The following is a 21,224-nucleotide window of genomic DNA, read 5'->3' on the forward strand; positions in this document are numbered from 1 at the left end:
GCCTCCACTACGCTTCTGCAGTGCTCGTGGTTCATGCGCTCTGGGTCGAAGGCCGGCTCGGCCTGTGGGCCGAGGACCCGTCGCTGCCCGCGAGCGGCGAGCACCGGCACCCCTTCGCCGTCTCCGGTCTCAAACTCGACGGCGACGCGGGGATCACCGCCGAGCGGGCGCTGACCCTGCCGACCCTCGACGGCCGCCCCGAGGCCTCGCCGGTCGCCGCCGGCACGGCCCGGCCGCGCGGGTGGATCGTCGACACCGTCGAGTACACCCCCGACGACGCCCCCGCCCTGCTGCGCGGCCTGCTCGCCATGGCCGGCGAGGAGATCGCGCTCGCCGGCACCACCCAGTGGTTCGCGAGCCTCGCGTCCTTCGCCGCGGGCCTGGTCGCCCGCGGCCGGCTGCTGCCCGTGATCGTCGGCGCCGAGGCCCGCTGGGCGCCCGTCCTCACCGGCCGCGATGCCGCCTACGCCCGCGCCCTGGCCCTCGCGCTGCCCCCGCCGCGCTCGCCGCCGCCCCGGCCGCGACCCGCGCGAGCGTGGTGAGCGAGGCGCTGGACGCGTTCGTCGACGCGGCGGCCCGGGCCACGCTGCCCGCCGACTCCCCGCCGGCGCAGCCGTGGCTGGCCGCGCTGACCGGCCGGGACCGGCGCATCGCGGGCGTAGGGCCGCAGGAGCTCGACCGGCTCCGGCGGCGCCTGGCCGCGTGGGAGGCCGACGCGGTCGGCGGCGCGGTGCGGGCCTGCTTCCGCCTGGTCGAGCCACCGGAGCCCGAGGACGGCGAGGAGCCGCCGCCCGAGCAGCGGTGGACACTCGAGTTCGCGCTGCAGGCCGCCGACGAGCCGACGCTCGTCGTCGACGCCGGCCGGGTGTGGCGCTCCCGCGGCGCGCTCAAGGCCCTGCAGCGGCACATCCCCGCCCCGCAGGAGACGCTGCTGGCCGAGCTGGGACGGGCCAGCCGGCTGTACCCCGCGCTGGAGGACGCCCTGCGCGAGGCCCGCCCGGTCGCCCTGAGCCTGGACACCGACGGCGCCCACCGGCTGCTCGGCGAGCACGCACCGCTGCTGGCCGCGGCCGGCTTCGGCGTCGTGCTGCCCGGCTGGTGGCGCAAGGCCTCGGCCCGCCTCGGCGCCCGGCTCACCGCCAAGAGCTCGTCCGGGGCGGCCCCCGGCACCGTCGCCACCGACAGTGGCCTGGGCCTGGACGCGGTCGTGGACTACCGGTGGGAGCTGGCGCTGGGCGACGAGCCGCTGACCGAGGACGAGCTGCGCCGCCTCACCGACCTCAAGGCGCCCCTGGTCCGGCTGCGCGGCCAGTGGGTCGAGCTGGACCCGCGCCGGCTCGCCGAGGGACTCTCCTTCATCGAGCGCCACCGGGAGCTGGAGGCGATGACCGTCGCCGACCTGCTGCACCTGGCCGGCGGCGCCGCCGAGGGCCCCGGCGGGCTGCCGGTCGTCGAGGTCGCCGCCGACGGCTGGCTCGGCGACCTGCTCAGCGGCGAGGCCGACGTGCGCATCGGCGAGGCGGACGTGCCCGCCGGGTTCCGCGGGCAGCTGCGGCCGTACCAGCGAAGGGGCCTGGGCTGGCTGCGCTTCCTGGAGACCGCGGGGCTCGGCGGCATCCTCGCCGACGACATGGGGCTGGGCAAGACCGTCCAGCTGCTGGCCCTGCTCGCCGCCGGCGCGCCCGGCCCGACGCTGCTGGTCTGCCCGATGTCGCTGGTCGGCAACTGGCAGCGGGAGGCGGCGAAGTTCGCGCCCGGCCTGCGCGTCCACGTCCACCACGGCGCCGACCGGGCCCGCGCCCTCGACCCGGCCGACTTCGACGTCGTCGTGACCACCTACTCCGTCGCCACCCGCGACGCCGACGCCCTCGCCGCCGTCGACTGGCACCGGGTCGTGCTCGACGAGGCCCAGGCCGTGAAGAACGCGGCGACGAAGCAGGCGACCGCCGTACGCCGGCTGCCCGCCCGTCACCGCATCGCCGTCACCGGCACCCCGGTCGAGAACCGCCTCGCCGACCTGTGGTCGATCATGGAGTTCGCCAACCCCGGCCTGCTGGGCAGCGCCACGAAGTTCAAGGAGCGCTTCGCCGAGCCCATCGAGCGCTTCGGCGACGCCGAGGCCGCCGAGCGCCTGCGCCGCGTCACCCAGCCGTTCGTGCTGCGCCGCGTCAAGACGGACCGCACCATCATCTCCGACCTGCCCGAGAAGCTGGAGATGGACGTGGTGTGCAGCCTGACGCCCGAGCAGGCCAGCCTGTATCAGGCCGTCGTCGAGGACATGCTGGCCCGCATCGACGGCAGCGGCGGCATCGAGCGGCGCGGCCTCGTGCTCGCGACCATGACCCGGCTCAAGCAGATCTGCGACCACCCGGCCCTGGCCCTGCGCGACGGCAGCCGCCTGCCCGGGCGCAGCGGCAAGCTCGCCCGCCTTACGGAGATCACCGAGGAGATCCTCGCGGCGGGGGAGCGGGCACTGATCTTCACGCAGTACGCCGAGTTCGGCGCCATGCTGCGCGCCGAGCTCTCCGCCCGCTTCGGCCGCGAGGTCGCCTTCCTGCACGGCGGCGTGCCCAAGGCCGCCCGCGACGCGCTGGTCGCCCGGTTCCAGGAGGCGTCCGCGGCCTCGCCGCCGCTGTTCGTACTGTCGCTGAAGGCCGGCGGCACCGGCCTGACCCTCACCGCCGCCAACCACGTCATCCACGTCGACCGCTGGTGGAACCCGGCCGTGGAGGACCAGGCGACCGACCGTGCGTTCCGCATCGGCCAGCGCCGCGCCGTGCAGGTCCGCAAGTTCGTCACCGCCGGCACGGTCGAGGAGAAGATCGCCGCCCTGATCGGCGACAAGCGCGGCCTGGCCCAGAAGATCGTCGGCACCGGCGAGCAGTGGCTGACCGAGCTGTCCACGGCCGACCTGCGCGCCCTGCTGACCCTCGACCCGTCATGAGCGCCGACGCGCGATTATGCGCCTTCCTCGGCCTGGCCCTCGACCGTCGCGAGCCGCCGCCGCGGCGGGAGCTGCACTGGCGCCTGCACGCGGCGGTCGAGCGCGCCACGACGCTCGCCGGCATCGAGTTCGCGCGGGTGTACCTGCAGCAGATGGGCGACGGCGGCCTGATCGTCTTCCCCGCGGGCGTGGACGAGCCCGGCGCGATCGCCGCGCTGCTGACGGTCCTGCGGTTCGGTCTGCCACCGGCCGGCCGCACGCCGGTGCGCCTGCGGCTGGCCATCGTACGCGGCCGCCCCGCCGTCGCGACGATCCAGGCCGCGCGGCTGGCGTCCGGCCCGGCGTTGAGCCACGACCCGGACGCGACCCTGGCGGTGCTCGCGGCCCTCTGACCCGGGCCCCTTCCTCATCCGCCGGTGCTGGCCTCGGCGGTCGTCAGCCCGTTGCTGCACGGCACGCCCGGCTCCAGGGAGGCGCTCTGCCGGTACTTCGTGATGAACGCGTCGATCCGCTGGTCGTTCACGGAGTCGACCCGCAGCTGGTATCCCCACGCCTGCAGCGAGACCGCGCTGGGCTGCCCGTCGTACGGGCTCATGAGCAGGTAGTCGTTGCTGCGCACCTTCGCGGCGAGCTGGTCGACGTCGCCCCGGGCGAGCGAGGGCCGGTAGGTGATCCAGACCGCCCCGTGCTCCAGGCTGTGCACCGCCATGCCCTCGGCCACCGGCTCGTCGTACACATCCCCGGCGCACCGCTGCCAGACGCCCGCGTGCTTGCCGCCGGCGGCCGGCTTCATCGGATACTCGATCGTCTCGCCGGGCTGCAGGTGATCGCGCTCCAGCCAGTCGGGGTGCGTGGTCCGGTAGTCGATGAGCCCGGTGATGTCCCCGCCGGCGCCCTCGCCGCGGTCGTTGTCCCGGTTCACGAACCAGAACACCCCGACGATCCCGGCCACGCACGCCAGCGCCAGCACCCCGACGATGCTCACGACCGCGATGATCGCCGTGCGGTTCCCGCCGCCCGGCCTCGGCCCCGGCGCCGCCGGCGGCCCGTACGCGTAGGGCGGCTGGGGCGGCGGTTCGGGGAAGGCGCCGGTCATGGCGCCGACACTACCGGAGCGCGTCGCCGTCCCCGGTGTGCGGCCCCGCGGGCCGGACGTTGTGGTTGCCGGCGAACAGGTTGCCGGGGTCGTACTGACGCTTGAGCACCGCGAGCCGTCGATAGGTCTCGATTGGATAGATCGCCGCCACATCCTCCTCGGTGGCGGAGGCGAGGAAGTTCGCGTAGACGCCGTTGACGTGCGGCGCGAGGCGGCCCCAGATCGCCTCCAGGGCGGGACGGGCGGCCTCGAGAACCGGCTTCGGACCCGCGATGGTGGTCACGAACATCAGCTCCGCCTGGCGATGCGCGTAGGCGGTGGCGTCGGCGGGGACCCGGGACACCGCGCCGCCGACGCTGCGGACGGAGATGAACGGCGACCCCTTCGCCGCCCCGATCTCGGCGAGCATCCGCAGGACCTCGGACACCGATTCCTTGTCGACGAAGGCGCTGCGGGTGACCAGCTGGATGCCGGGCGGCGGGGTCATGCCGTCCACGAGCGTGTCGGCGCAGGGCTTCAGCGCGACATCGTCGTCGAGCACCGTGCCGAGCCCGCGGATCGGGTCGATCGCCGTCGCGGCGAGCCGCGGGTCGTCGCCGTCGAACGCGACGCAGATCTCGACCGGCGCCTCGGGCCCGCCGGCGATGGGGTTCGCGAGGTTCGCGACGGAGGTGAGCGCTTCGGGGGCGGTGCGCAGGTACTCCGCCCAGCCCTGCAGCACGGTGGCGGCCTCCGACGCCGGGAAGGTGATCCGGCCGTGGAAGACGTCCGTCGTCGGGTGGGCCACGAACTCGAAGGCGGTCACGATCCCGAAGTTGCCGCCGCCACCGCGAATCGCCCAGAACAGCTCCGGGTTCTCCTGCGCGCTCGCCCGCACGAGCTCCGCGCCGGCGGTGACCACCTCCGCGGCGACCAGGCTGTCCAGGGCCAGGCCGTACTTCCTGACCTTCCAGCCGATGCCGCCGGCCAGCGTCAGCCCGCCGACCCCGACGCTGCGGGTGTCGCCCGAGGAGATCGCCAGGCCGTGCGGGGCCAGGGCGGCGGCCACCTGACCCCAGTTGGCGCCGCCGCCGATCCGCACGAGGTGGCGCTCGGCGTCGACGATCTCGATGTTCGCGAGCCTGCCGAGGTCGATCACGACGCCACCGTCGTTGGTGGCGAAGCCGGCGAAGGCATGGCCACCGCCGCGCACGGAGAGCACCAGCCCGGCGCCGGCGGCGAATCTGACGCCGGCCCGCACGTCTTCGACGCTCTCGGGCCGCAGGACACCGGCCGGACGGCCCGAGGCCAGCACCGAGCGGCTCGCCGACTCGTACTGCGCTGCGCCCGGCTCGATGATGTCGCCGCCGAAGTCACGGCGAAGGTTTGCCAGCGCTGAGCTCATGAGGTTCCTTCCACGCGGGAGATCCGGATTCGTACGCAGGAGGGACGAACGGCCCGGCGGGATTGTGAGACCCGCCGGGTGTGACCTGCGTCTCCCGGGATCGATGCGGGGCGCGGCGGGCGCGATATGGTCGGCCCATGCCGGCCGAGTGTGCGATCGATGGATGCGCGGTGCTCGCGATCGGGCGGTGCCGCGAGTGCGGCCGCGCGTTCTGCATGTCCCACCAGGCGCACAACGAGGTGACCGGGGAGGGCTATCCGGCCCTGTGCATCCAGTGCCTGCAGCGGCGCCGGCGCGTGGCGGGCCGCGGGGACCGTGACGCCCGGGCCGACGCGCGGGAGGCGACCGAGCGGTCCTGGGTGACGTCCGGGCAGGCGGCCATGGACCTGTATGCGGCCGGGATCGCGCCGACCCCGGTGGTCGAGCGGCGTTCGCGCTTCGTCAAGCAGCGCTTCGGCCGGCCGCGGGAGGAGATCGACGAGATCGAGGTCGGGGCGCTGTGGGTGATCGGGCGCTTCGAGTGGACCGAGATGCAGGAGATCCCCGAGACCCGCGAGTGGACGACCGGGCTGCTCGCGCGGCCCGCCGGGGGTTACCCGGTCGCGATGATCGCCCGCGCCGTCGCCCGGTGCCGGGTGAGCGACGGGCTGGCGATGCTGGTCCGGGACGCGGCCTACGGGGACAGCTTCACGCAGCTGGAGCGGCGGGAGATCCCGCGGATCGTGGCGGCGATCCGGGCGCTGGTCGCCTCGCCTACCGGGGAGACCCCAGCGAGGTGAGGGCCGCGAGATAGCGCGCCGGCACCAGGTTGGGGCCGTCGCCCGCGAAGGCCGCGTCGACCTCGGCGTCGGTGGGCAGCGCCGGCACCTCTGCGGCGAGCGCGGTCACGATGGGCGAGTCGCGCCAGTCCGGGTGCTCGGTCAGCAGCCGCAGGGCGACCAGCGACTCCTCGATCTCGCCCACGCACTCGAACGGCTTGTGCGCGGTGAGGCCCATCAGCTCGCGGTACCCCGGAAGCTGCGTCATGTCGGTGAACACGTCGCTGCCGAAGATGTGCACCAGGCGCTCGCGGCCGGTGAACGGGGCGAGGGCGAGGAAGACGAACCGGCACTTCGGGCAGTGCCCGCACCAGCGCTCGGACGCGTCGCGCAGCTTGAACGCGGCGTTGCAGCTGGTCACGACCTCGTCGTAGGTGGTGAACCGGGCGAACAGCCCGGCGATGTGCAGCTCGGACAGGCCGCGCAGCAGCGAGAAATACGCGTCCCGGAGCCCGGCGTGGGCCAGCAGCGCCTCGCCCAGGTGCCGCTCGGCCGGCAGGCCCTTGGACCACTGGTGGTTGATGTCGCGCCCCAGCCAGCTCAGGTTGGGCACCGACGCGGAGCTCTCGTTGGACATGACGACCGGGCCGAGCCCGTGCATGAGCGACGTGGCCACCGCGATCAGGGAGTTGATCGCGGTGACGGGGATGTGGCCGTTGTACGCCCCGGCCTCGTTCAGCTCCCGCATGCGCGGGTCGAGCCGGCGCTGCACGGTGCGGACCGGCTGCGGCGAGACGGCCATCACGCTGCGGATGATCGCGTTCGGGTTCACCGCGAACAGCACCGGCTCGAGGCCGCCCAGCTGCAGCGCCTCCATCGACACGATCGAGTCCTTGCCGCCCCCGACGGCGACGAGCGGCGCACCGGACGGCGTGTGCGTCCAGGCCGGCGGCTCGGCGCTCGCCCCGGTCTCGACCGGGAGGTCCAGCACGTACTCCAGCTTGTTGCGGTACGCGAACTCGCCCAGCCCGTCGTGGAAGAGCGCCCGCACCCAGCCGAGCGCGCCGGCGGTGAGCGCGACCCCGTCGAGCACCACCTGCCGCGGCGCCGCGATCTTGTAATACGACGTCGAGGCGGCCACGTAGAGCAGGTCGAGCACCCGCTCCAGCGCCGGGTGCTCGGTGGCGGGCGGTCCGAAGTCGACGGTCTCGCTCAGCACGAGGTCGTCGAGGGCATAGTGGAAGCGCGCCACCCCCGTGGCCGGGTCGAACTCCCGCCCCGGAAACCGCAGCGCCTCGACCTGCTCCCACGGGTTCACGCGTTCGCTCCGATCATTCGGTACGACACCAGACGCGCAATGGTAGCTTTCGCGCACCACGGAGCAGCGTCACGACCGTACTTTCGACCGGTTCGCCGGGAACCGGGTAGTGCCGGGAACTCAGTGGTACCAGCGACGCAGGAGGCGCAGGGTCTCGGCGCCGCCCAGCTCCGGCGGCGGGGCCGGAAGCTGGCGGACGAGCAGGTCCCGTTCGGTCACGAAGGACGGCTCCGGATCGGTCAGCGGGACGGGGGAGAGCCAGAAGCGCTCGATCTCCACGTCCGGCTCGGCGAGGCCGGCGAGGGCGCCGGCGGTCCCGACGGGCGAGAAGACCTCACCGGCAACCGGCTCCAGCTCATCGGGTCCGGCATCGCCCGAGCGCAGCCGGCGCAGCGCCGACAGCAGCGCCTCGCGGGAGCGCCCCCGCCACAGCAGGATGCCGAACGGGTCGGCGTCGAAGCGCTCGGCCAGCAGGTAGAACGTCGCGGCCAGGTGCTTGCACGGCACGGCCTGGTCGGGGCAGCTGCAGCGCAGCGCCAGGTCGCTCAGGCGGGCCGGGAACAGCGGCGCGGACGCGGCCCGGAACACGTCCTCGACGTGCGGCGGCAGTTCGCCGGCCAGCAGCTTGGCGGCGCCCAGCGCCTCGGCGGCCAGGGACTGCTCGATGCCGGCCCAGACGGTGTCGGAGAAGACGGCGAGGCCGATCGAGACGGAGTAGGGCCGGGGGCGCGAGCCCTGCACGGTGGCGGTGACCGTGCCCGGGGCGACGTCCAGCTTCAGGACCTGACCCGCGCGGGCGTAGTTGCGGCCCCGCGTGAGGCGCGTGCCGAGCGCGAAGGACTCCAGCACCGCCAGGAAGCGCCGCGACCACCAGCTCTCGCCGATGGCGCCGCGCGTGCTGCGGGCCCGGATGCCGCCCTCGACACGGACGGCCCGGGTCCCCCAGTGCTCCGGCGTGCTCACGCCCGCAGTCGCTGCAGGCCCGGGGCGACGCGGCGCGGCACGAACTCCACGAACATGCCCGCAGTCTACTCAGCCCGGGCCCGCGGCCATGAGCTGCGCCGGCGCCCCCGCGAGCCCGGCGCGTGGCCGGACTCGCGCAGGACCGCGGTCAGTGGACCGGGGCCATGTGGCCGCGGCCCGTGCCCTGGTGCGTCAGCTGGTAGGCGGCGACCAGGAGCAGGACGCCGCTGACGATGGCGTAGATGCCGATCGCCCACGCGATGGCCAGGGCGCCCGCCGCCGGGCGGACCATGATGAACAGGCCCGCCACGATGGCCAGGGCGCCGATCAGCGCCAGGCTCCAGCCGCCGTGCTGCCGGGTGGCCAGCCACAGGTCGGACAGGCCCGTGATCACGGCCCAGATGCCGACCAGGAAGGCCAGGGCGATCGCGGTCACGCCGGGCCAGACGATCACCATGATGCCCAGGACCAGACCGGCCACGCCGGCCACGCCGCGGGCGAGCCGCGGTCCGGTGCCGTCGGCGAAGCCGGTGACCGGGTTCGACGGCCCGGGGACCGGGCGGATTGCGTGTACGAGCTGCTCGACGCCGGTCACGATGGCGAAGATGCCGAAGATCACCGCCAGCGCGATGACCGTCAAGCCGGGCCAGATCAACGCGACGATGCCGAACAGGATCGCCAGCACGCCGCGTATGCCGAGCAGCCAGGCTTCCCTCTTGAGCATGTGATCCCCTTCCACGAAATCTAGAACTGACGGGGGTCGAAGGGCGACTCGCTGGCCAGACGCGTGAACAGCGCGTGCTCGCCGGGGGTGAGCCGCCGCGGTACGACGATGCGAAGCTCGGTGAACAGGTCGCCGGCGGGGCCGCGCGGGTTGGGCAGGCCGTGCCCGCGCAGGCGCAGGCGGCGGCCCGAGGACGAGCCCGGTGGCACGTCCAGGCGCAGGTCGCCGGCGGGCAGGGCGAGGGGAACGGCCGCGCCGAGCGCCGCCTCCCACGGGCTCACCGGCACCTCGACCATCACGTCGCGCCCGGAGACCTTGAGGCGGGGGTGCGGCGCCAGCCGTACGACCAGCAGGAGCCCGCCGGCGAGCCGCAGCCGCACGCCGTCGGCGACGCCCGCCGGGACGGCCACGTCGTACTGGCGCGGGCGCCCCGCGGGGCCGGGGACCGTGACCCGCCCGCGGCCGCCGGTGAAGGCGACCTCCACGGCCACGGTGACCTCGGCGCCGAGGTCGATCTCGATCCGCCCGGCCAGGGTCCGGTACGCCGCGGCGATCTCCTTGAACCGCTCCTGCGCCCCCGGCTCGGCGCTGACGTCGGGGTGGTGACGGCGGGCCAGGCGAAGGTACGCGCGCCGGATCTCGTCCGGCCCGGCACCGCGGTCGACGCCCAGCACCGCGTACGGGTCCGTCGGCGTGGCTCAGGGCGTCGAGCTGCGGCCCACCTGGCCCGTGCTGCCCACGCCCGTCGAGCCTGTCTGCTGGCTCGCGGGCCCGGGCCGGGACCGGCCCTCCCGCATCTGCTTCGCCTGCGCGGCCGGGGTGTCCGGCGCGAGCGGGACCTTGCCCTCGGCGGTGTCCGGCACGACTGGGCCCTCGGCCCCGCTCGCGCCGGGGCCCTGCGCCGCGCCCGGGCTCTTGGCCTTGCCCGGGCCGGCCGCGGTGCTCGTGCCGCCCTCGATCGTCCGGCCCACGGGGATCCGCCGCGCCTGCGCGCCGTGCGCCTTCGGCGCGACGATGGTGAGCACACCGCCGTCCAGGTCGGCCGTCACGCCGTCGGCCTCGACGCCGCCCGGGAGCTCGACGATGTAGTCGAACTCGCCCTGCCGCCTGGCGTGATGGCGCAGGGTGCCCTCGCGCGGGCGCTCGCCGAACGTGCCGAAGACGCGGATGTCGTTGTCGCACAGCTCGATCTGGACGTCGTCGGTGGCCACGCCCGGCAGGTCCAGCTCGATCCGGAACGCGTCGCCGGTCTCCTCGACGTCGACGGGCGCGCCGCTCGTCACGGGCAGCCCCAGCGCCGGGAACATGGCCAGGGGCCGGCGGGGACGGGTGACCAGCAGTGTCATGGTGACGCCTCCCAAGTTGGCGGGATGCCTGGTACCCCGCCATGCTGGGCGAGCGCGGGGTGAGCCGGTCCCACCCGCGAAGGATGAGCGGCGCCGCCGGGCCTCGCCGGTAACGGACTTAACGGATATATCGTGCGTCAGGCGAAAAGTCCGATAAGTCAGGCCGCGGGGGACGCGCCTTTTCCCGAGCGCCGAGTGATGGCCGCTCACCTGCGGCCCCGGCAGCGTGAGCCGCATGTATGAAGACGTGTTCATCGCGGAGATACGCGAGAAGACCGGCATCGCCGACGCCGAGCGCGCCCGCCGGGCCCTGCGCGGTGTGCTCCACGCGCTGGCGAACCGGCTGCCCGACGGCTGGGTCCACCAGTTGGCCGCCGAACTCCCGCCGACTCTCGCCGAGCCCCTGTGGTCCTTCCAGCACCTCTACGATCAGGAGGTACACCTCGATTTCCTGGCCGACGTGGCCTCCCGCGCCGACGTGCCGCCCGCGCAGGCGGAGCCCCTCGCGCGGGCGGTCTTCGCCGCTGTGGCCGGCGCGTGCGACCCGGCGCTGCTGCGCCGCGTCTACCAGCCGCTGACCAGCGACGTGCTGGCCCTGACCGAGGCCGACTCGTCGCTGCTGCCGGTGTGAGAATCTATCGAAGTTCGTCGACAAGTGGTGGACGCGTGGGCGTCCAGCCCAGCGAGCGCGCCTTCGCCGCCGTCGCCTGCTGATCGAGCAGCAACGCGTCGGCGAACGGCGCGCTCAGCCGGGCCCGGGACTCTTCCGGCGTCTCGGGGGCGACGCCCGCTGCGCCGGAGGCGGCCTCGGCGAGCTCGCGGACGGTCGGGTTCACGCCCGACGCCACGACGACCCGGCCCAGCGCCTCGCCGCGCTCGAGCACGATGCGGAACAGCGCGGCGACGTCGTCGACGTGCACCGTCGTCCAGCGCTGCGAGCCGTCGCCGATCAGCCGGACCCGGCCCCGCTCGTCGCGCGCGGGGGCGAGCACGCCGTGGGGGATGCCGCCGCCGTGGCCGTACACGATGCCCGGCGCGACGATCGTGGCGCGCAGATCCGCGTCCAGCACCGACTGCTCGACCGGCACCCGCCACCGCGTCAGCGCGGGCGGCGAAAGCGGCGACTCCTCGCTGATGTCGGCGTTGTCGCCCCACAGCCAGATGCCGCTGGTGTGCGCGTACGCCTTGCCGGTGCCGCCCAGCGCCCGCACCGCCGCGGCCACGACCGCCCGGTCGAGGTCCGGGCTGTCCGGCCCGCCGGTGGCCGCGATGTGCGCCACCGCGTCGCCCCCGGCGAAGCGCGCCGCGGTCCACTCCACGTCGAACAGGTCCCCGACGGCCGCCTCGGCCCCGTTCTTGCGCGCCTTCGCGGCCGCCTCGTCGCCGCGCACCAGCGCCGTGACGCCGTGCCCGCCGGCGACGAGCGCCCGCACGACGGCCGAGCCGATGTATCCGGTACCCCCGGTCAACACGATTTTCATGGCCTCACGCTAGAGCGGCCCGGGCGCTGCCGCGGCGTGTGTTAGAACTCGGAATAATCCGCTGCGGCGGCGGGTTTCAGGCGCTTGCGGTTGGGAGGATCGGGGGCGTGGACGCTTCGGTGGCGCTCGCCCGCGGGCTGGCCCGGTGGGTGCTGCTGGCCGCCGGGGCCGCCGCGCTCGCCGGTGGTCTGGCCGGCGTGGTGGCGCGGGAGAGCGTCGAGGCCGGCTACGAGCTGGCGTACGGTGCCGGCGGGGCCGACCGGGGGCGCATCGCGGTGCTGGCCGGACTCGGGCTCGCCGTCGCGGCCGCCGGCTGCTGCGGATACGCCGCCCAGAGCCTGCGCCGCGGTGTCGTGTGGCTGGTCTGCGCGCTGGTGGCCGCCGGGCTCGCCCCGGCGCTGTTCGGCCGCGGCACGATCGTCGCGCCGCGGATCGTCGGGCCGGGCGCCTCGGCGGCCGAGATCGGCGCGGACGTGGCCGCCGAGGCGCCGCGGTGGTACGTCCCGGCGACCGCGGGCCTGGCGATGCTCGGCGTCTGCGCGGCGCTGCTCGCGGCCATGCTCGTCGCCCTGCCGCCCCGCCCGCGCGACGAGCCGTAGGCGCGCGGCCGATCGCTCGCGCGGCGGCGGTTCTAGGGGCCTGTATCAGAGTCGGCGTTGGATGGGATTGTGGCCTTGATCCCGTGCCGGGGTGGGTAGCGGCGGTTCGCCTGTGGGGTGTGGGCCTTGTCGGCCAATCCCTGGTCGGGGTGGGTCCGGGGTCGGCCCTCGCCGAGGTGGGGTATCCGGATGTCGTTCAGGATCGGGATGTGCTGGGGTTGTCCCCGCGTTGCTTGGTGGTCGACATGATCGGCAACGGTTTCTGGCCTTTGTTCGCAGCCGGGATGCGGCTTCGTGGTCAGCCTGCCACGAGACCGGCCCGGTGCGTGTGCCGCCGGCTCCTCACGAACCCCCGGCCGGGCGGTCGGGCCTGCAGATCCCCCTGTTGCGCGCCTCGGCGGTGTGCTGGTGTTCCCGGGGGATTGTGGAGTCCACGGACGCATCCCAGGTGATTCGCCCGGCCGGGTCGGCGAGGGCCTGTGACACGGTCGGGATTCGCGGCCGGGTCCCGTCCGGTTGCCGGCGGCGGGGCAGGCTGTACCCCGCCGCCCGAACGGCTGTGGCACTGCGTTGTCCCGCCATGGTGTCCCGGCCGGGTCCGTCGCCGAGTCGCGTCGATGGGGTTGCTGTTTCGTCCGGGTGGGCTGCCGGCCGGGCCGGGGTCCGGTGGGCCGGCAGTGGTTCGAGGACCGCCCGCTGGCAGCCGGTCGGTGCGGTCGTGCCGTCGATGCACCGCTGCTGTGGTCACGAGGTCTGCGTGTGACGTCGAAACCCCTCGTACCGCAGACCGCGCGATGTCTCGGCCACCGGCACGCCGGATCTGTGCACATCACTGACTTCGATACGGGCTCTCGTCGGCCGTGTCTCGAAATTCGAGCACGGAGATCTAGCACTGTGGGCCGTGTGGCCCTATATTGGTCGGTGTGGCGGCAGCGGGCTCGATACGGCGGCGCGGGCCGAACCATGCGGTGCCGTGGCGGTACGACGGTCCGGTGTCGGTGTTGCGGCTGCCGTTGGATGTGCATGACCCAGCGGTGCGGCGGCATGCGGAGCGGGTCTTCGCAGCGGTGTTCGCGGTACAACAGGCGGTGCAGCGTGACGCCCGCGCACGGGTCGACGCGTACAGGGCCGCGCATCACGCGCGGGCCGTCGCAGGTCCGGCTGTGGTCCGCGACCGGCTGGGGTTGACCCGGACCGGGTTGGAGCATGCCGCGTACCGACACCTGGACCGTGCCCCGCATCTGCGCCGCTCCTGTACGAAGGCGGTGGCGATGCACGTCGCCGACAGCGTCTGGCAGGCCGCCGATCGGCACCTGTTCCCCGACGCGACCGGACGCCGGCACGGCCGGCCGAGGGTCGGCGGCTGGTGGACGTTCAGCCGTATCCCGGGGCGGGCGCGGTCGCATACCAGGGCACGGAAGTGGGAGACGTTCCGCCTGGCCGGCACCCTGGCTGGGCATGACGCGGTGTTCGGCCGGGCGGGGCGGTTGTGGCAGCCGCGGCGGATGCCCGCCGTCACCCCCACCGCCGGCGGTCGGCCGGTGCGGTCGTGGTGGGACCATGACGGCCCTCTCGCCGTGGTGTTGACCGGCACCGGCGCCCGGGATCTGGTGCTGCCGGTCCGCCTGCCGCAGGGACCCGGCCGTCAGCCGGTGCTGGAGCACTATCTCGCCGACCCGCAGCGTTGGCACAAGATCGACCTCGTGCGGTATCGCGACCCGGGTTCCCCGGGTGGGTGGCGGTACGAGGCCCATGTGATGGTCCTCGGCCCCGGCTACACCTCCCCCACGGTCGTGGCCCGCCGCCGGGCGGCTGCGGCCCTGCACCGGCGCGGCGGCGTCGATGTCAACGTGTCCAACCTGGCCGTCGTCTCCGTCCCGATCGACACCGACCGCGGTGGCGGCGGGGTGCGCGCCACCCAGATCGCGAAGACCGGCGCCGACGCCGACCGGCCTCGCGGCGGAACGGTTGCGGCAGCGGCGGCGTAACCGCGCCCTGCAACGCTCCCGCCGCGCCACCAACCCCACCCAATACCGGCTCTCAGCCCGGCAGCAGCAACGGGCGCAGCGCCGCCAAGCCGCCGGCCTACCCCCGGTGCAGGTCTCGGTGCCGGGCGGCGCCCGCATGGCCAACGCGGCGGGTATTCCGGTGCAGGCCTACCGCCGCGACCAGCTTTCGGCCGGATACCTGCGGCTGCGCGCCCAGGCGGCTGCTGACGGCGCGGCCCGTACCCAGGCCGGGCGTACCCGCGCCCGGATCGTCGCCGCCGGCATCGTCGCCAGCCACGGCCCGGACCTGGTTGTCGAGGCCGGTGACCTGGGGGCGTGGGCGCGGCGGTGGGGCCGTAGCATCCACGCGTTCACCCCCGGCACGCTGCTGGCCGCCGTCGATCGGGAAGCCGCCAAGGTTGCCGCCCTGGCCGGTGGTGGTGGGTTGGTCCGGGCCGGGACCCGGGACACCGCCTGGACCCAGCACTGCCTCTGCACCGCCCGCGTCCCCAAACAGCTCCACCACCGCCGTCACACCTGCCCACACTGCGGCCTCACCGGCGACCGCGACCTTGTCGCCGCTCTCATCGGGGCGCACACCGTGCTGACCGACCCGGCCGTGCCCGGCACCGCCCGCGTGGATTGGGCCGCCGCGCAGACCACCCTCGCCACCCACGGCATGGATGCCATCAAGGAAGGGCTGCAAGGAGCCCGCCGGGTAGGCCGCGGGAGTCTCACCCGCGGCCCCCCACAGATCCGGACGTGAACCTCTCGATTCATCCGGCTCGTGTCGTCCAGTTGACGGGCTGTCAGTACCGCAACTGCCAATGCGCGAACAGGTTGGGCGCCCGTTGCCGGACGCCGTCCAACCAATCCCTGGCTCTTTTCTCGCTGCGTTCCAGGCGTTTGTACTTCCACCTCGCCCAACGCATCAGATGGCGATCAACGCGTTGGCAGAGCGGGATCACCGCGCTCGGGTAGAACACGGTGAAGTAGTTCAACCAGCCCGCAAGGACCGGGTTCACTTCCTTAGCGAGGTCATTCAGTGTCCAGGTCGTGTGCCTGTGTAACCGCCATGCCGCCACCTTGCGGCTCATATCGGTCAGCTTCTCCGTGGCGGCCGCCGGTAGGAAGCCGGTATACGCCTGCTTCCGTGTCCGGGAAAACGCCTTTCGGGGCCGGAACGTGTACCCACAGAACGTAAACGACACCAGCTCATACTCCTGCCGCCGCTGCCAGTCCTTGCAGTACACCACCTTCGTCTTGTCAGGGTGGAGTGCCAACCCGATCTCGACCATCCGGACGCTGATCGCTTCCCGCACCTGATGTGCCTGACGTTCACTCACACAGTGGACCACCACATCATCCGCGAACCTTTCGAACTGCACGGCCGGGAACTCCCGGCCCATCCAGCTGTCGAAGCCGTAATGCAGGAAAATGTTGGCGATCAACGGGGATACCGGACCCCCTTGCGGGGTTCCTTTCACCCTCGCGGCCAAGGTGCCGTCCGGCATCAGCATCGGCGCTTTCAACCAGCGCTCCACATACAACAAGACCCACTGCTGGTCCGTGTGACGCGCCACCGCCTTCAGCATCAACGCCCACGGCACGGAATCGAAGAAGGCCCGCACGTCCAGATCGACGACCCAGTCCTTCCTGAAACACCGCTCCCGGCACACCCGCACCGCATCTACCGGCGACCGCCCCGGCCGGTACCCGTAGGAGTCATCGTGGAACACCCGTTCCGCGTTCGGCTCCACCACGGACACCACCACCGTCTGAGCGATCCGGTCGACCACATTCGGGATACCGAGGACCCTTGTCCCGCCTTTCTTGGGTATCTCCACCGCCCGGACCGGGCCAGGGAAATAACTCCCCGACGACATGCGATTCCACAGTTTGTAGAGGTTATCCTTCAGGTTCACCTCAAACTGTTCGATCGACACCCCATCAACCCCGCCCGCTCCGCCTTTGCTTTTCACCTTCAGCCACGCATCCCACACCAACCGCTTAGGGATGTCATACGCCTTGCCCTGCAACCTCGGCTCACTCATGCGACTCCTCCCTTCCGGTTGATCACATGCGTTCGCCCGGACGACCCCACCCCTTCGCTCCCCCACCCACTGCGATACGCAGGCGGATCACAGCTACTACGGGCGAGTCCGCCAGCACTCCCGCGACGGTACTCAGTCCCTCGCGGATTCCGCCGCTTGGGATTCTCCCTCTCACCGATCCGGTTCCCGTTTCCGGGCACCGTCCAGTAGTTTCGTTCGTGCCTTCACATGTTCCACATGAGAGCCTGGACCGGGCTCATGCTGCCTGTATACCGGACACCACCTGGGCAGTAAGCGGAATTTCTCCCAGACTCATCCCGGGACTCGAGCACGGCCCCGGTTCTGATGTCACCTATCTTGATTTCGATACGTCAACGGCAGAGAACTTCCGTTCATCGCTCATCTTCCCGATCCACACCTGACGCAGTCATCGCCGCGCCTTTTCCGCCAACGTTCAAGACCACGGTCTTCAGCCAAGGCCCCAGGCGGCGGTTTAGAGCCACCTTCCGCAAGACGACTCCAGAGGGCCAACAAACCTCCATCTCTCATGCAGCACCGCCATCCACGAGACCACCATCCTTGTCTGCCTCGCTTCCGACGTTCATGTTCACAATGCCCGAGTCAACCGGACACCACCGCCCCGACCGGCACCCAACCAGTGCCCGACCGCGGCGGCCGCAGCGCAGCACCAGCCACCCCAGACGGCCGGTGCCGGCGTGCTCGGCGAACTGCCGGAACGACGCCCTCGACAAACCCGGACCAGACCCGCACCCCAACATGCGGGACCACACCGGAACGACGAGACGCACAACCCGGACTGTTCCATCTCGCGGACACCAAACCCGAGTTTGATACAGACCTTAGATGGACGTTGCCGCGATCACGTCGCTGGAGGGGCGACGCAGCCGAAGACGCCGCCCTGCATGGTGACCATGTGCAGCGCGGCGGCGTGGTTGCCGGGGTCCGTGGCGCCGGTGCAGTCCGAGAGGATCAGGCACTCGTAGCCGCGATCGTTCGCCTCGCGCATCGTGGTGTGCACGCAGACGTCGGTGGTGATGCCGGTCAGGATGATGTGCGTGATGCCGTGCGTGCGCAGCACCAGGTCGAGGTTGGTGGCGTAGAAGGCGCCCTTGCCGGGCTTGTCGACGACGACCTCGCCGGCGAGCGGGGCGACCTCGGGCACGATCTGCCAGCCGGGCTCGCCCTTGATGAGGATCCGCCCGCCCGGGCCGGTCGAGCCGATCTCGGCGCCGATGCGCGCCGAGCGCCAGCGCTTGTTCGCCGGCAGGTCCGACAGGTCGGGGTCGTGGCCTTCGCGGGTGTGGACGACGAGCATCCCGAGGCCGCGGGCATGGTCGAGCAGCTTCGCGGTCGCCGGCAGCCCGGCCCGGGTCAGCCCGATGTCGTACCCCATGCTGTCCACGTAGCCGCCCGGCCCGCAGAAGTCCGTCTGCCAGTCGATGCACAGCAGGGCCGTACGCTCGACCGGCACGCTGCCGTCGTAGGGCCAGGCGTACGGCTGCGCGCCGGTGACCGGGCCGATGGTTGCGCTCATGAACCCTCCTGCGGAAGAAACCCGCCCAGCGCCGGCAGCGCCGGTTCCGGGAACGCGGCACCGATCAGCGACAGGCTCGCGGGCCGGCCGTCGGGCGTGTGTCCATTGGGGACGGTCACCACGGTCAGGTCGAGCCGGTCGGCGAACTGCGTGTAGCGCCCGAGGACCGCATCGCGCCGCAACGGTTCCGCGGCGACCTCCTCCGGCGTGAACGTGGTCGGGATCGTCGGCAGGGCCGAGCGCCGCGGCCTGCAGCCGGTGCTGGGCGCGGAGCGCGTCGGTGGCGCTCCGCCGGATGCCCCGGGTCGGGTGGTGGTCCTGGCCATGCTGTCGATTGTCGACAATCCTGTTACGGCGGCCGGCACGCCGTGTAACGCATTGATGTCGGGAACTTCTAAGCGAGGTAGGACTGCGCACCGTGCTCGTTCAGTGCGGCCAGGATCGCCTCGGGGTCGCGGCCGGAGACGGCGTCGAAGAGCCGCTCGTGGCGGTGCACGCCGTCGTGCGGCCGGGCGACCTCGGCCTCGCGGCGCAGGTTGAGCGCCATGTACAGCTGGATCTTGACCAGGATCGACTCGTAGACGGCCGTCAGCTGCCGGTTGCCGGCCAACGCCACGACCGCCACGTGGAAGTCGCGGTGCGCGGTCGCCACGTCGAACTGGTCGCCCCGGGCGTCGGCCTCCTGCATCGCCTTCATCGCCGCCGTGATGCCGGCCAGGTCCGCCCCCGGCGGGGTGGCGGCGATCGCGTGCCGCTCCAGGACGTCGCGGACCGCGTAAAGCTCCTGGATGTCGGCGTCGGACAGGATCGCCACCCGCACCCCGCGGCGCGGCACGTGCTCGACGAGCCCCTGCTGGGCCAGCAGCCGCAGCGCCTCCCGCAGCGGCGCGCGGCTGATGCCGAAGCGCTTCGTCAGCTGCTCCTCGACCAGGCGCTCACCGGGCTCGGTGCCGCCGCTGAGGATCTCCCTGGTCAGCCGGGACACCGCGAGCTCGACCAGGCTCGCGCTGGCCAGCTCCTCGGTCTCCCTCATCGGCACAGTGTGGCAGATGTCGCTGAATCCCAGACCCGCCGGAGCCCGGGCGGGTTGCTGGCGAGCCGCCGCATGGCTCGCGCTCAGACCGACCGCAGCCCGCGCGGCCGCGCGAAGATCCGCCGGCCGCGATGAGTTCCGCGTGCGTGCCGAACTCCGCCGGGCGCCCGCCGCGGAGCACCGCGATCCGGCCGGCATCGCGGATCGTCGCCAGGCGGTGCGCCACCACGAACGCGATCGTCTCACCTTCTTCGATTCGCTCCCGCGCGGCCCGGACGGAATCGACGGCCCCGCGCATGCGGTGCACGGCCTCCTGCTCCAGCCGCGTGCGCCCGGTGATCGGCATTCGTCGACGAAAGCTCTCGACCCGTCGCCGGAACTCCTCGTCGCGCGCACCCGACCGGCGGCGCACCATCGCCACCAGCCGCCACCGCGACGGCGTGAGCAGGCAAAATGTCGTACGCACCGGCCGGCGCGCGGCAAAGCCCATCTCGCGCGCCGAGCCGGGCCCGGCAAGTAGTGCGAACCGTCGATCGCGTCACAACCGAGTCGGGGGCGGAAAACGTTGGGCGGGCGTTGTAGCCTGCACGTCATGACGCAGCCACCGTATGGATCCCCCAATCCGTATGGGCAGCCGGATCCGTACGGACAGCCGTCGCCGTACGGGCAGCCGGCGCCTTACGGACAGCCGGTGCCCTACAACCAGTCCGACCCCTACGGTCAGCCGGCCCTGCCGCCGCCCATGTCGAGCCCGCCCGCCTCGTCCCCGCCCGCCTCGGGCCAGCCCTACCAGATGCCCCCGGTCTCGGGCGCCCCGGCCGCGGGCGGCTACGACCCGTATGGTCAGGCGGCCTACGCCCAGCAGGCCGGCTACCCGGTCGCGGTGGCGGCGGCCTACGACCCGCTGACGGGCCAGCCGTATTCCGACAAGAGCAAGCTCGCCGCGGGCCTGCTGCAGCTGCTGCCGGGCCTGTTCTTCGCCATCGGCGGCATCGGCCGTCTCTACGCGGGCAACATCGCCCTGGGCGTGACCCAGCTGATCCTGAGCTTCGCGGTGGGCTGGGTCGCGTTCATCTGCGGCTGGTTCCTGTTCGCGATCCCGTGGGTCGTGACCGGCGGCCTGTGGCTGTGGTTCATCATCGACGGCATCATGATGCTGGCGGGCCGCCCGGTCGACGGCCAGGGCCGCCCCCTGCGCCCCAACTGACCAGCGCTTACCGGGCCCGGCGCGTGTCCCGCGCCGGGCCTTTCACGCGCCGCGGCGTCGGCGTTGCGGCAGCAGGCCAACCCGTCCCCGATCGACCTCACCGTCGACGGCCGCCCTCATCTCCGCCGCGACTGGCCTGGCCACCGCGCGGCCCCGGCTCACCACGTCACCAACCCGGCTTCCGTGCGGATCACGAAAGATCGGGGACGGTGCTCAACAGCCAGGCGAGCGGCTGGGCGCCGCCGGGGACAGGCTCGTACTCACCCGTGCCGGCGTTGCGGGTGTGCCGGTGCACGGTGGTGGCGCCGTCGCGCTCCACGAACCAGTAGTGGGGGATTCCGCCTCTGGCGTACTCCGCCTTCTTGATGATCCGGTCGACGACCTCGGAGCCGCGGGATACGACCTCGATGGCGAGCAGTAACCCGGCGGTGCCGGCGTAGCTCGACCGCGCCGGACGCGGCGGTGAGTTCTTCGCCCACACGGTGAGATCCGGGACTCGCCCGCCGCCGACGTCGATACCGCAGTCCGTCACCACCTGCTCCGGACCGTACCCATTGGTCAGAAACCAGGCGAACATCCGGGACACGATCAGGGCGTGTTCGGGATCCGCGGGCGGCATAACGGACAATACTCCCTCGGGACTGAGCTCGTAGCGGTGGTTCTCGTCGGCCGCCGCCATCGCGGCGAGGTCATCCAACGTGACATGCGTCGGCATTCCCGAGCCCACGGCTTCGGCGCTCATCGTGCCTCCCTCTGCGCTATGCGATTAAAGGC

21 protein-coding genes and 1 pseudogene are annotated in these 21,224 nt (G+C 72.7%); 9 read left to right on the forward strand and 13 right to left on the reverse strand.

Features of this window, described 5'->3' with window-relative positions; all coding sequences use genetic code 11:
• The first annotated feature begins 20 nt into the window (after positions 1 to 20).
• Both ACQPY0_RS12325 and ACQPY0_RS12330 read left to right on the forward strand, forming a co-directional pair.
• Positions 21 to 2,944 (forward strand): annotated as a pseudogene (locus ACQPY0_RS12325) (DEAD/DEAH box helicase).
• Positions 2,941 to 3,336, forward strand: a complete 396-nt coding sequence (locus tag ACQPY0_RS12330; RefSeq protein ID WP_432988059.1) for a hypothetical protein — start codon at positions 2,941 to 2,943, stop codon at positions 3,334 to 3,336. Before ACQPY0_RS12325 ends, ACQPY0_RS12330 begins: the two are co-directional and overlap by 4 nt.
• 14 nt (positions 3,337 to 3,350) lie before the next feature.
• On the opposite strand, the gene ACQPY0_RS12335 is transcribed toward ACQPY0_RS12330, so the two are convergent.
• Both ACQPY0_RS12335 and ACQPY0_RS12340 read right to left on the reverse strand, forming a co-directional pair.
• Positions 3,351 to 4,040, reverse strand: a complete 690-nt coding sequence (locus ACQPY0_RS12335; protein ID WP_432988061.1) for a DUF3105 domain-containing protein — start codon at positions 4,038 to 4,040, stop codon at positions 3,351 to 3,353.
• 10 nt (positions 4,041 to 4,050) lie between these two features.
• Complete coding sequence (locus ACQPY0_RS12340) at positions 4,051 to 5,424, reverse strand: FAD-binding oxidoreductase (protein ID WP_432988063.1); 1,374 nt, start codon at positions 5,422 to 5,424, stop codon at positions 4,051 to 4,053.
• Between the two features lie 137 nt (positions 5,425 to 5,561).
• On the opposite strand from ACQPY0_RS12340, the gene ACQPY0_RS12345 reads away from it, so the two are divergent.
• Entirely contained in the window at positions 5,562 to 6,203 is a 642-nt protein-coding gene (locus tag ACQPY0_RS12345) for a hypothetical protein (protein ID WP_432988065.1), read from the forward strand.
• On the opposite strand, the gene ACQPY0_RS12350 is transcribed toward ACQPY0_RS12345, so the two are convergent.
• The 5 genes from ACQPY0_RS12350 to ACQPY0_RS12370 all read right to left on the reverse strand — a co-directional run bounded on the left by ACQPY0_RS12350 (position 6,178) and on the right by ACQPY0_RS12370 (position 10,533).
• Positions 6,178 to 7,500 carry a hypothetical protein gene (locus ACQPY0_RS12350; protein WP_432988066.1) on the reverse strand — a complete coding sequence of 441 codons (1,323 nt, stop codon included), beginning with the start codon at positions 7,498 to 7,500 and terminating at the stop codon, positions 6,178 to 6,180. The genes ACQPY0_RS12345 and ACQPY0_RS12350 overlap by 26 nt on opposite strands.
• Before the next feature lie 120 nt (positions 7,501 to 7,620).
• Positions 7,621 to 8,463, reverse strand: a complete 843-nt coding sequence (locus ACQPY0_RS12355; RefSeq protein WP_432988068.1) for an SWIM zinc finger family protein — start codon at positions 8,461 to 8,463, stop codon at positions 7,621 to 7,623.
• 148 nt (positions 8,464 to 8,611) lie between these two features.
• Positions 8,612 to 9,187: an HdeD family acid-resistance protein gene (locus ACQPY0_RS12360; RefSeq protein ID WP_432988070.1), complete on the reverse strand. Its 576-nt coding sequence runs from the start codon at positions 9,185 to 9,187 to the stop codon at positions 8,612 to 8,614.
• A 20-nt stretch (positions 9,188 to 9,207) separates the two neighbouring features.
• On the reverse strand, positions 9,208 to 9,861 hold the full coding sequence (locus ACQPY0_RS12365; RefSeq protein ID WP_432988072.1) for a DnaJ C-terminal domain-containing protein: 654 nt from the start codon (positions 9,859 to 9,861) through the stop codon (positions 9,208 to 9,210).
• 24 nt (positions 9,862 to 9,885) lie between these two features.
• Positions 9,886 to 10,533 (reverse strand): Hsp20/alpha crystallin family protein, encoded by a 648-nt coding sequence (locus tag ACQPY0_RS12370; RefSeq protein ID WP_432988074.1) that lies wholly within the window; start codon positions 10,531 to 10,533, stop codon positions 9,886 to 9,888.
• Between the two features lie 235 nt (positions 10,534 to 10,768).
• On the opposite strand from ACQPY0_RS12370, the gene ACQPY0_RS12375 reads away from it, so the two are divergent.
• Positions 10,769 to 11,164, forward strand: coding sequence for a DUF2267 domain-containing protein (locus ACQPY0_RS12375; protein ID WP_432988076.1), 396 nt, complete (start codon positions 10,769 to 10,771; stop codon positions 11,162 to 11,164).
• A gap of 4 nt (positions 11,165 to 11,168) precedes the next feature.
• Here the strand turns inward: ACQPY0_RS12375 and ACQPY0_RS12380 are convergent, their stop codons facing one another.
• On the reverse strand, positions 11,169 to 12,014 hold the full coding sequence (locus tag ACQPY0_RS12380) for an NAD-dependent epimerase/dehydratase family protein (RefSeq protein WP_432988078.1): 846 nt from the start codon (positions 12,012 to 12,014) through the stop codon (positions 11,169 to 11,171).
• A 107-nt stretch (positions 12,015 to 12,121) separates the two neighbouring features.
• On the opposite strand from ACQPY0_RS12380, the gene ACQPY0_RS12385 reads away from it, so the two are divergent.
• The 3 genes from ACQPY0_RS12385 to ACQPY0_RS12395 all read left to right on the forward strand — a co-directional run bounded on the left by ACQPY0_RS12385 (position 12,122) and on the right by ACQPY0_RS12395 (position 15,367).
• Complete coding sequence (locus tag ACQPY0_RS12385) at positions 12,122 to 12,613, forward strand: hypothetical protein (RefSeq protein ID WP_432988080.1); 492 nt, start codon at positions 12,122 to 12,124, stop codon at positions 12,611 to 12,613.
• A 992-nt stretch (positions 12,614 to 13,605) separates the two neighbouring features.
• A complete protein-coding gene (locus ACQPY0_RS12390) occupies positions 13,606 to 14,601 on the forward strand; it encodes a hypothetical protein (protein ID WP_432988082.1) in 996 nt (331 codons plus the stop codon).
• Entirely contained in the window at positions 14,582 to 15,367 is a 786-nt protein-coding gene (locus ACQPY0_RS12395; protein ID WP_432988084.1) for a zinc ribbon domain-containing protein, read from the forward strand. The genes ACQPY0_RS12390 and ACQPY0_RS12395 overlap by 20 nt, the downstream gene beginning before the upstream one ends.
• Positions 15,368 to 15,410: 43 nt before the next feature.
• Here ACQPY0_RS12395 and ltrA read toward each other — a convergent pair whose 3' ends face one another.
• From ltrA to ACQPY0_RS12415, 4 genes are all read right to left on the reverse strand, one after another.
• Positions 15,411 to 16,655, reverse strand: a complete 1,245-nt coding sequence (gene ltrA / locus ACQPY0_RS12400) for a group II intron reverse transcriptase/maturase (RefSeq protein ID WP_432988086.1) — start codon at positions 16,653 to 16,655, stop codon at positions 15,411 to 15,413.
• Between the two features lie 880 nt (positions 16,656 to 17,535).
• Positions 17,536 to 18,210: a biuret amidohydrolase gene (biuH, locus tag ACQPY0_RS12405; RefSeq protein WP_432988087.1), complete on the reverse strand. Its 675-nt coding sequence runs from the start codon at positions 18,208 to 18,210 to the stop codon at positions 17,536 to 17,538.
• Complete coding sequence (locus ACQPY0_RS12410) at positions 18,207 to 18,536, reverse strand: hypothetical protein (protein ID WP_432988089.1); 330 nt, start codon at positions 18,534 to 18,536, stop codon at positions 18,207 to 18,209. The genes biuH and ACQPY0_RS12410 overlap by 4 nt, the downstream gene beginning before the upstream one ends.
• 68 nt (positions 18,537 to 18,604) lie before the next feature.
• The gene (locus ACQPY0_RS12415) at positions 18,605 to 19,243 is read right to left on the reverse strand and encodes a GntR family transcriptional regulator (RefSeq protein WP_432988091.1); all 639 of its coding nucleotides are present in this window, start codon (positions 19,241 to 19,243) and stop codon (positions 18,605 to 18,607) included.
• A 142-nt stretch (positions 19,244 to 19,385) separates the two neighbouring features.
• Between ACQPY0_RS12415 and ACQPY0_RS12420 the strand changes: the two genes are divergently transcribed.
• Positions 19,386 to 19,763 (forward strand): hypothetical protein, encoded by a 378-nt coding sequence (locus ACQPY0_RS12420; protein WP_432988093.1) that lies wholly within the window; start codon positions 19,386 to 19,388, stop codon positions 19,761 to 19,763.
• 171 nt (positions 19,764 to 19,934) lie between these two features.
• Positions 19,935 to 20,450 (forward strand): TM2 domain-containing protein, encoded by a 516-nt coding sequence (locus ACQPY0_RS12425; RefSeq protein ID WP_432988095.1) that lies wholly within the window; start codon positions 19,935 to 19,937, stop codon positions 20,448 to 20,450.
• 190 nt (positions 20,451 to 20,640) lie between these two features.
• On the opposite strand, the gene ACQPY0_RS12430 is transcribed toward ACQPY0_RS12425, so the two are convergent.
• Positions 20,641 to 21,192, reverse strand: a complete 552-nt coding sequence (locus tag ACQPY0_RS12430; RefSeq protein ID WP_432988097.1) for a Uma2 family endonuclease — start codon at positions 21,190 to 21,192, stop codon at positions 20,641 to 20,643.
• Between the last annotated feature and the right edge of the window lie 32 nt (positions 21,193 to 21,224).

It is taken from the genome of Dactylosporangium sp. CA-233914, assembly GCF_050942935.1.
In the GTDB taxonomy this organism is placed as follows: domain Bacteria; phylum Actinomycetota; class Actinomycetes; order Mycobacteriales; family Micromonosporaceae; genus Dactylosporangium.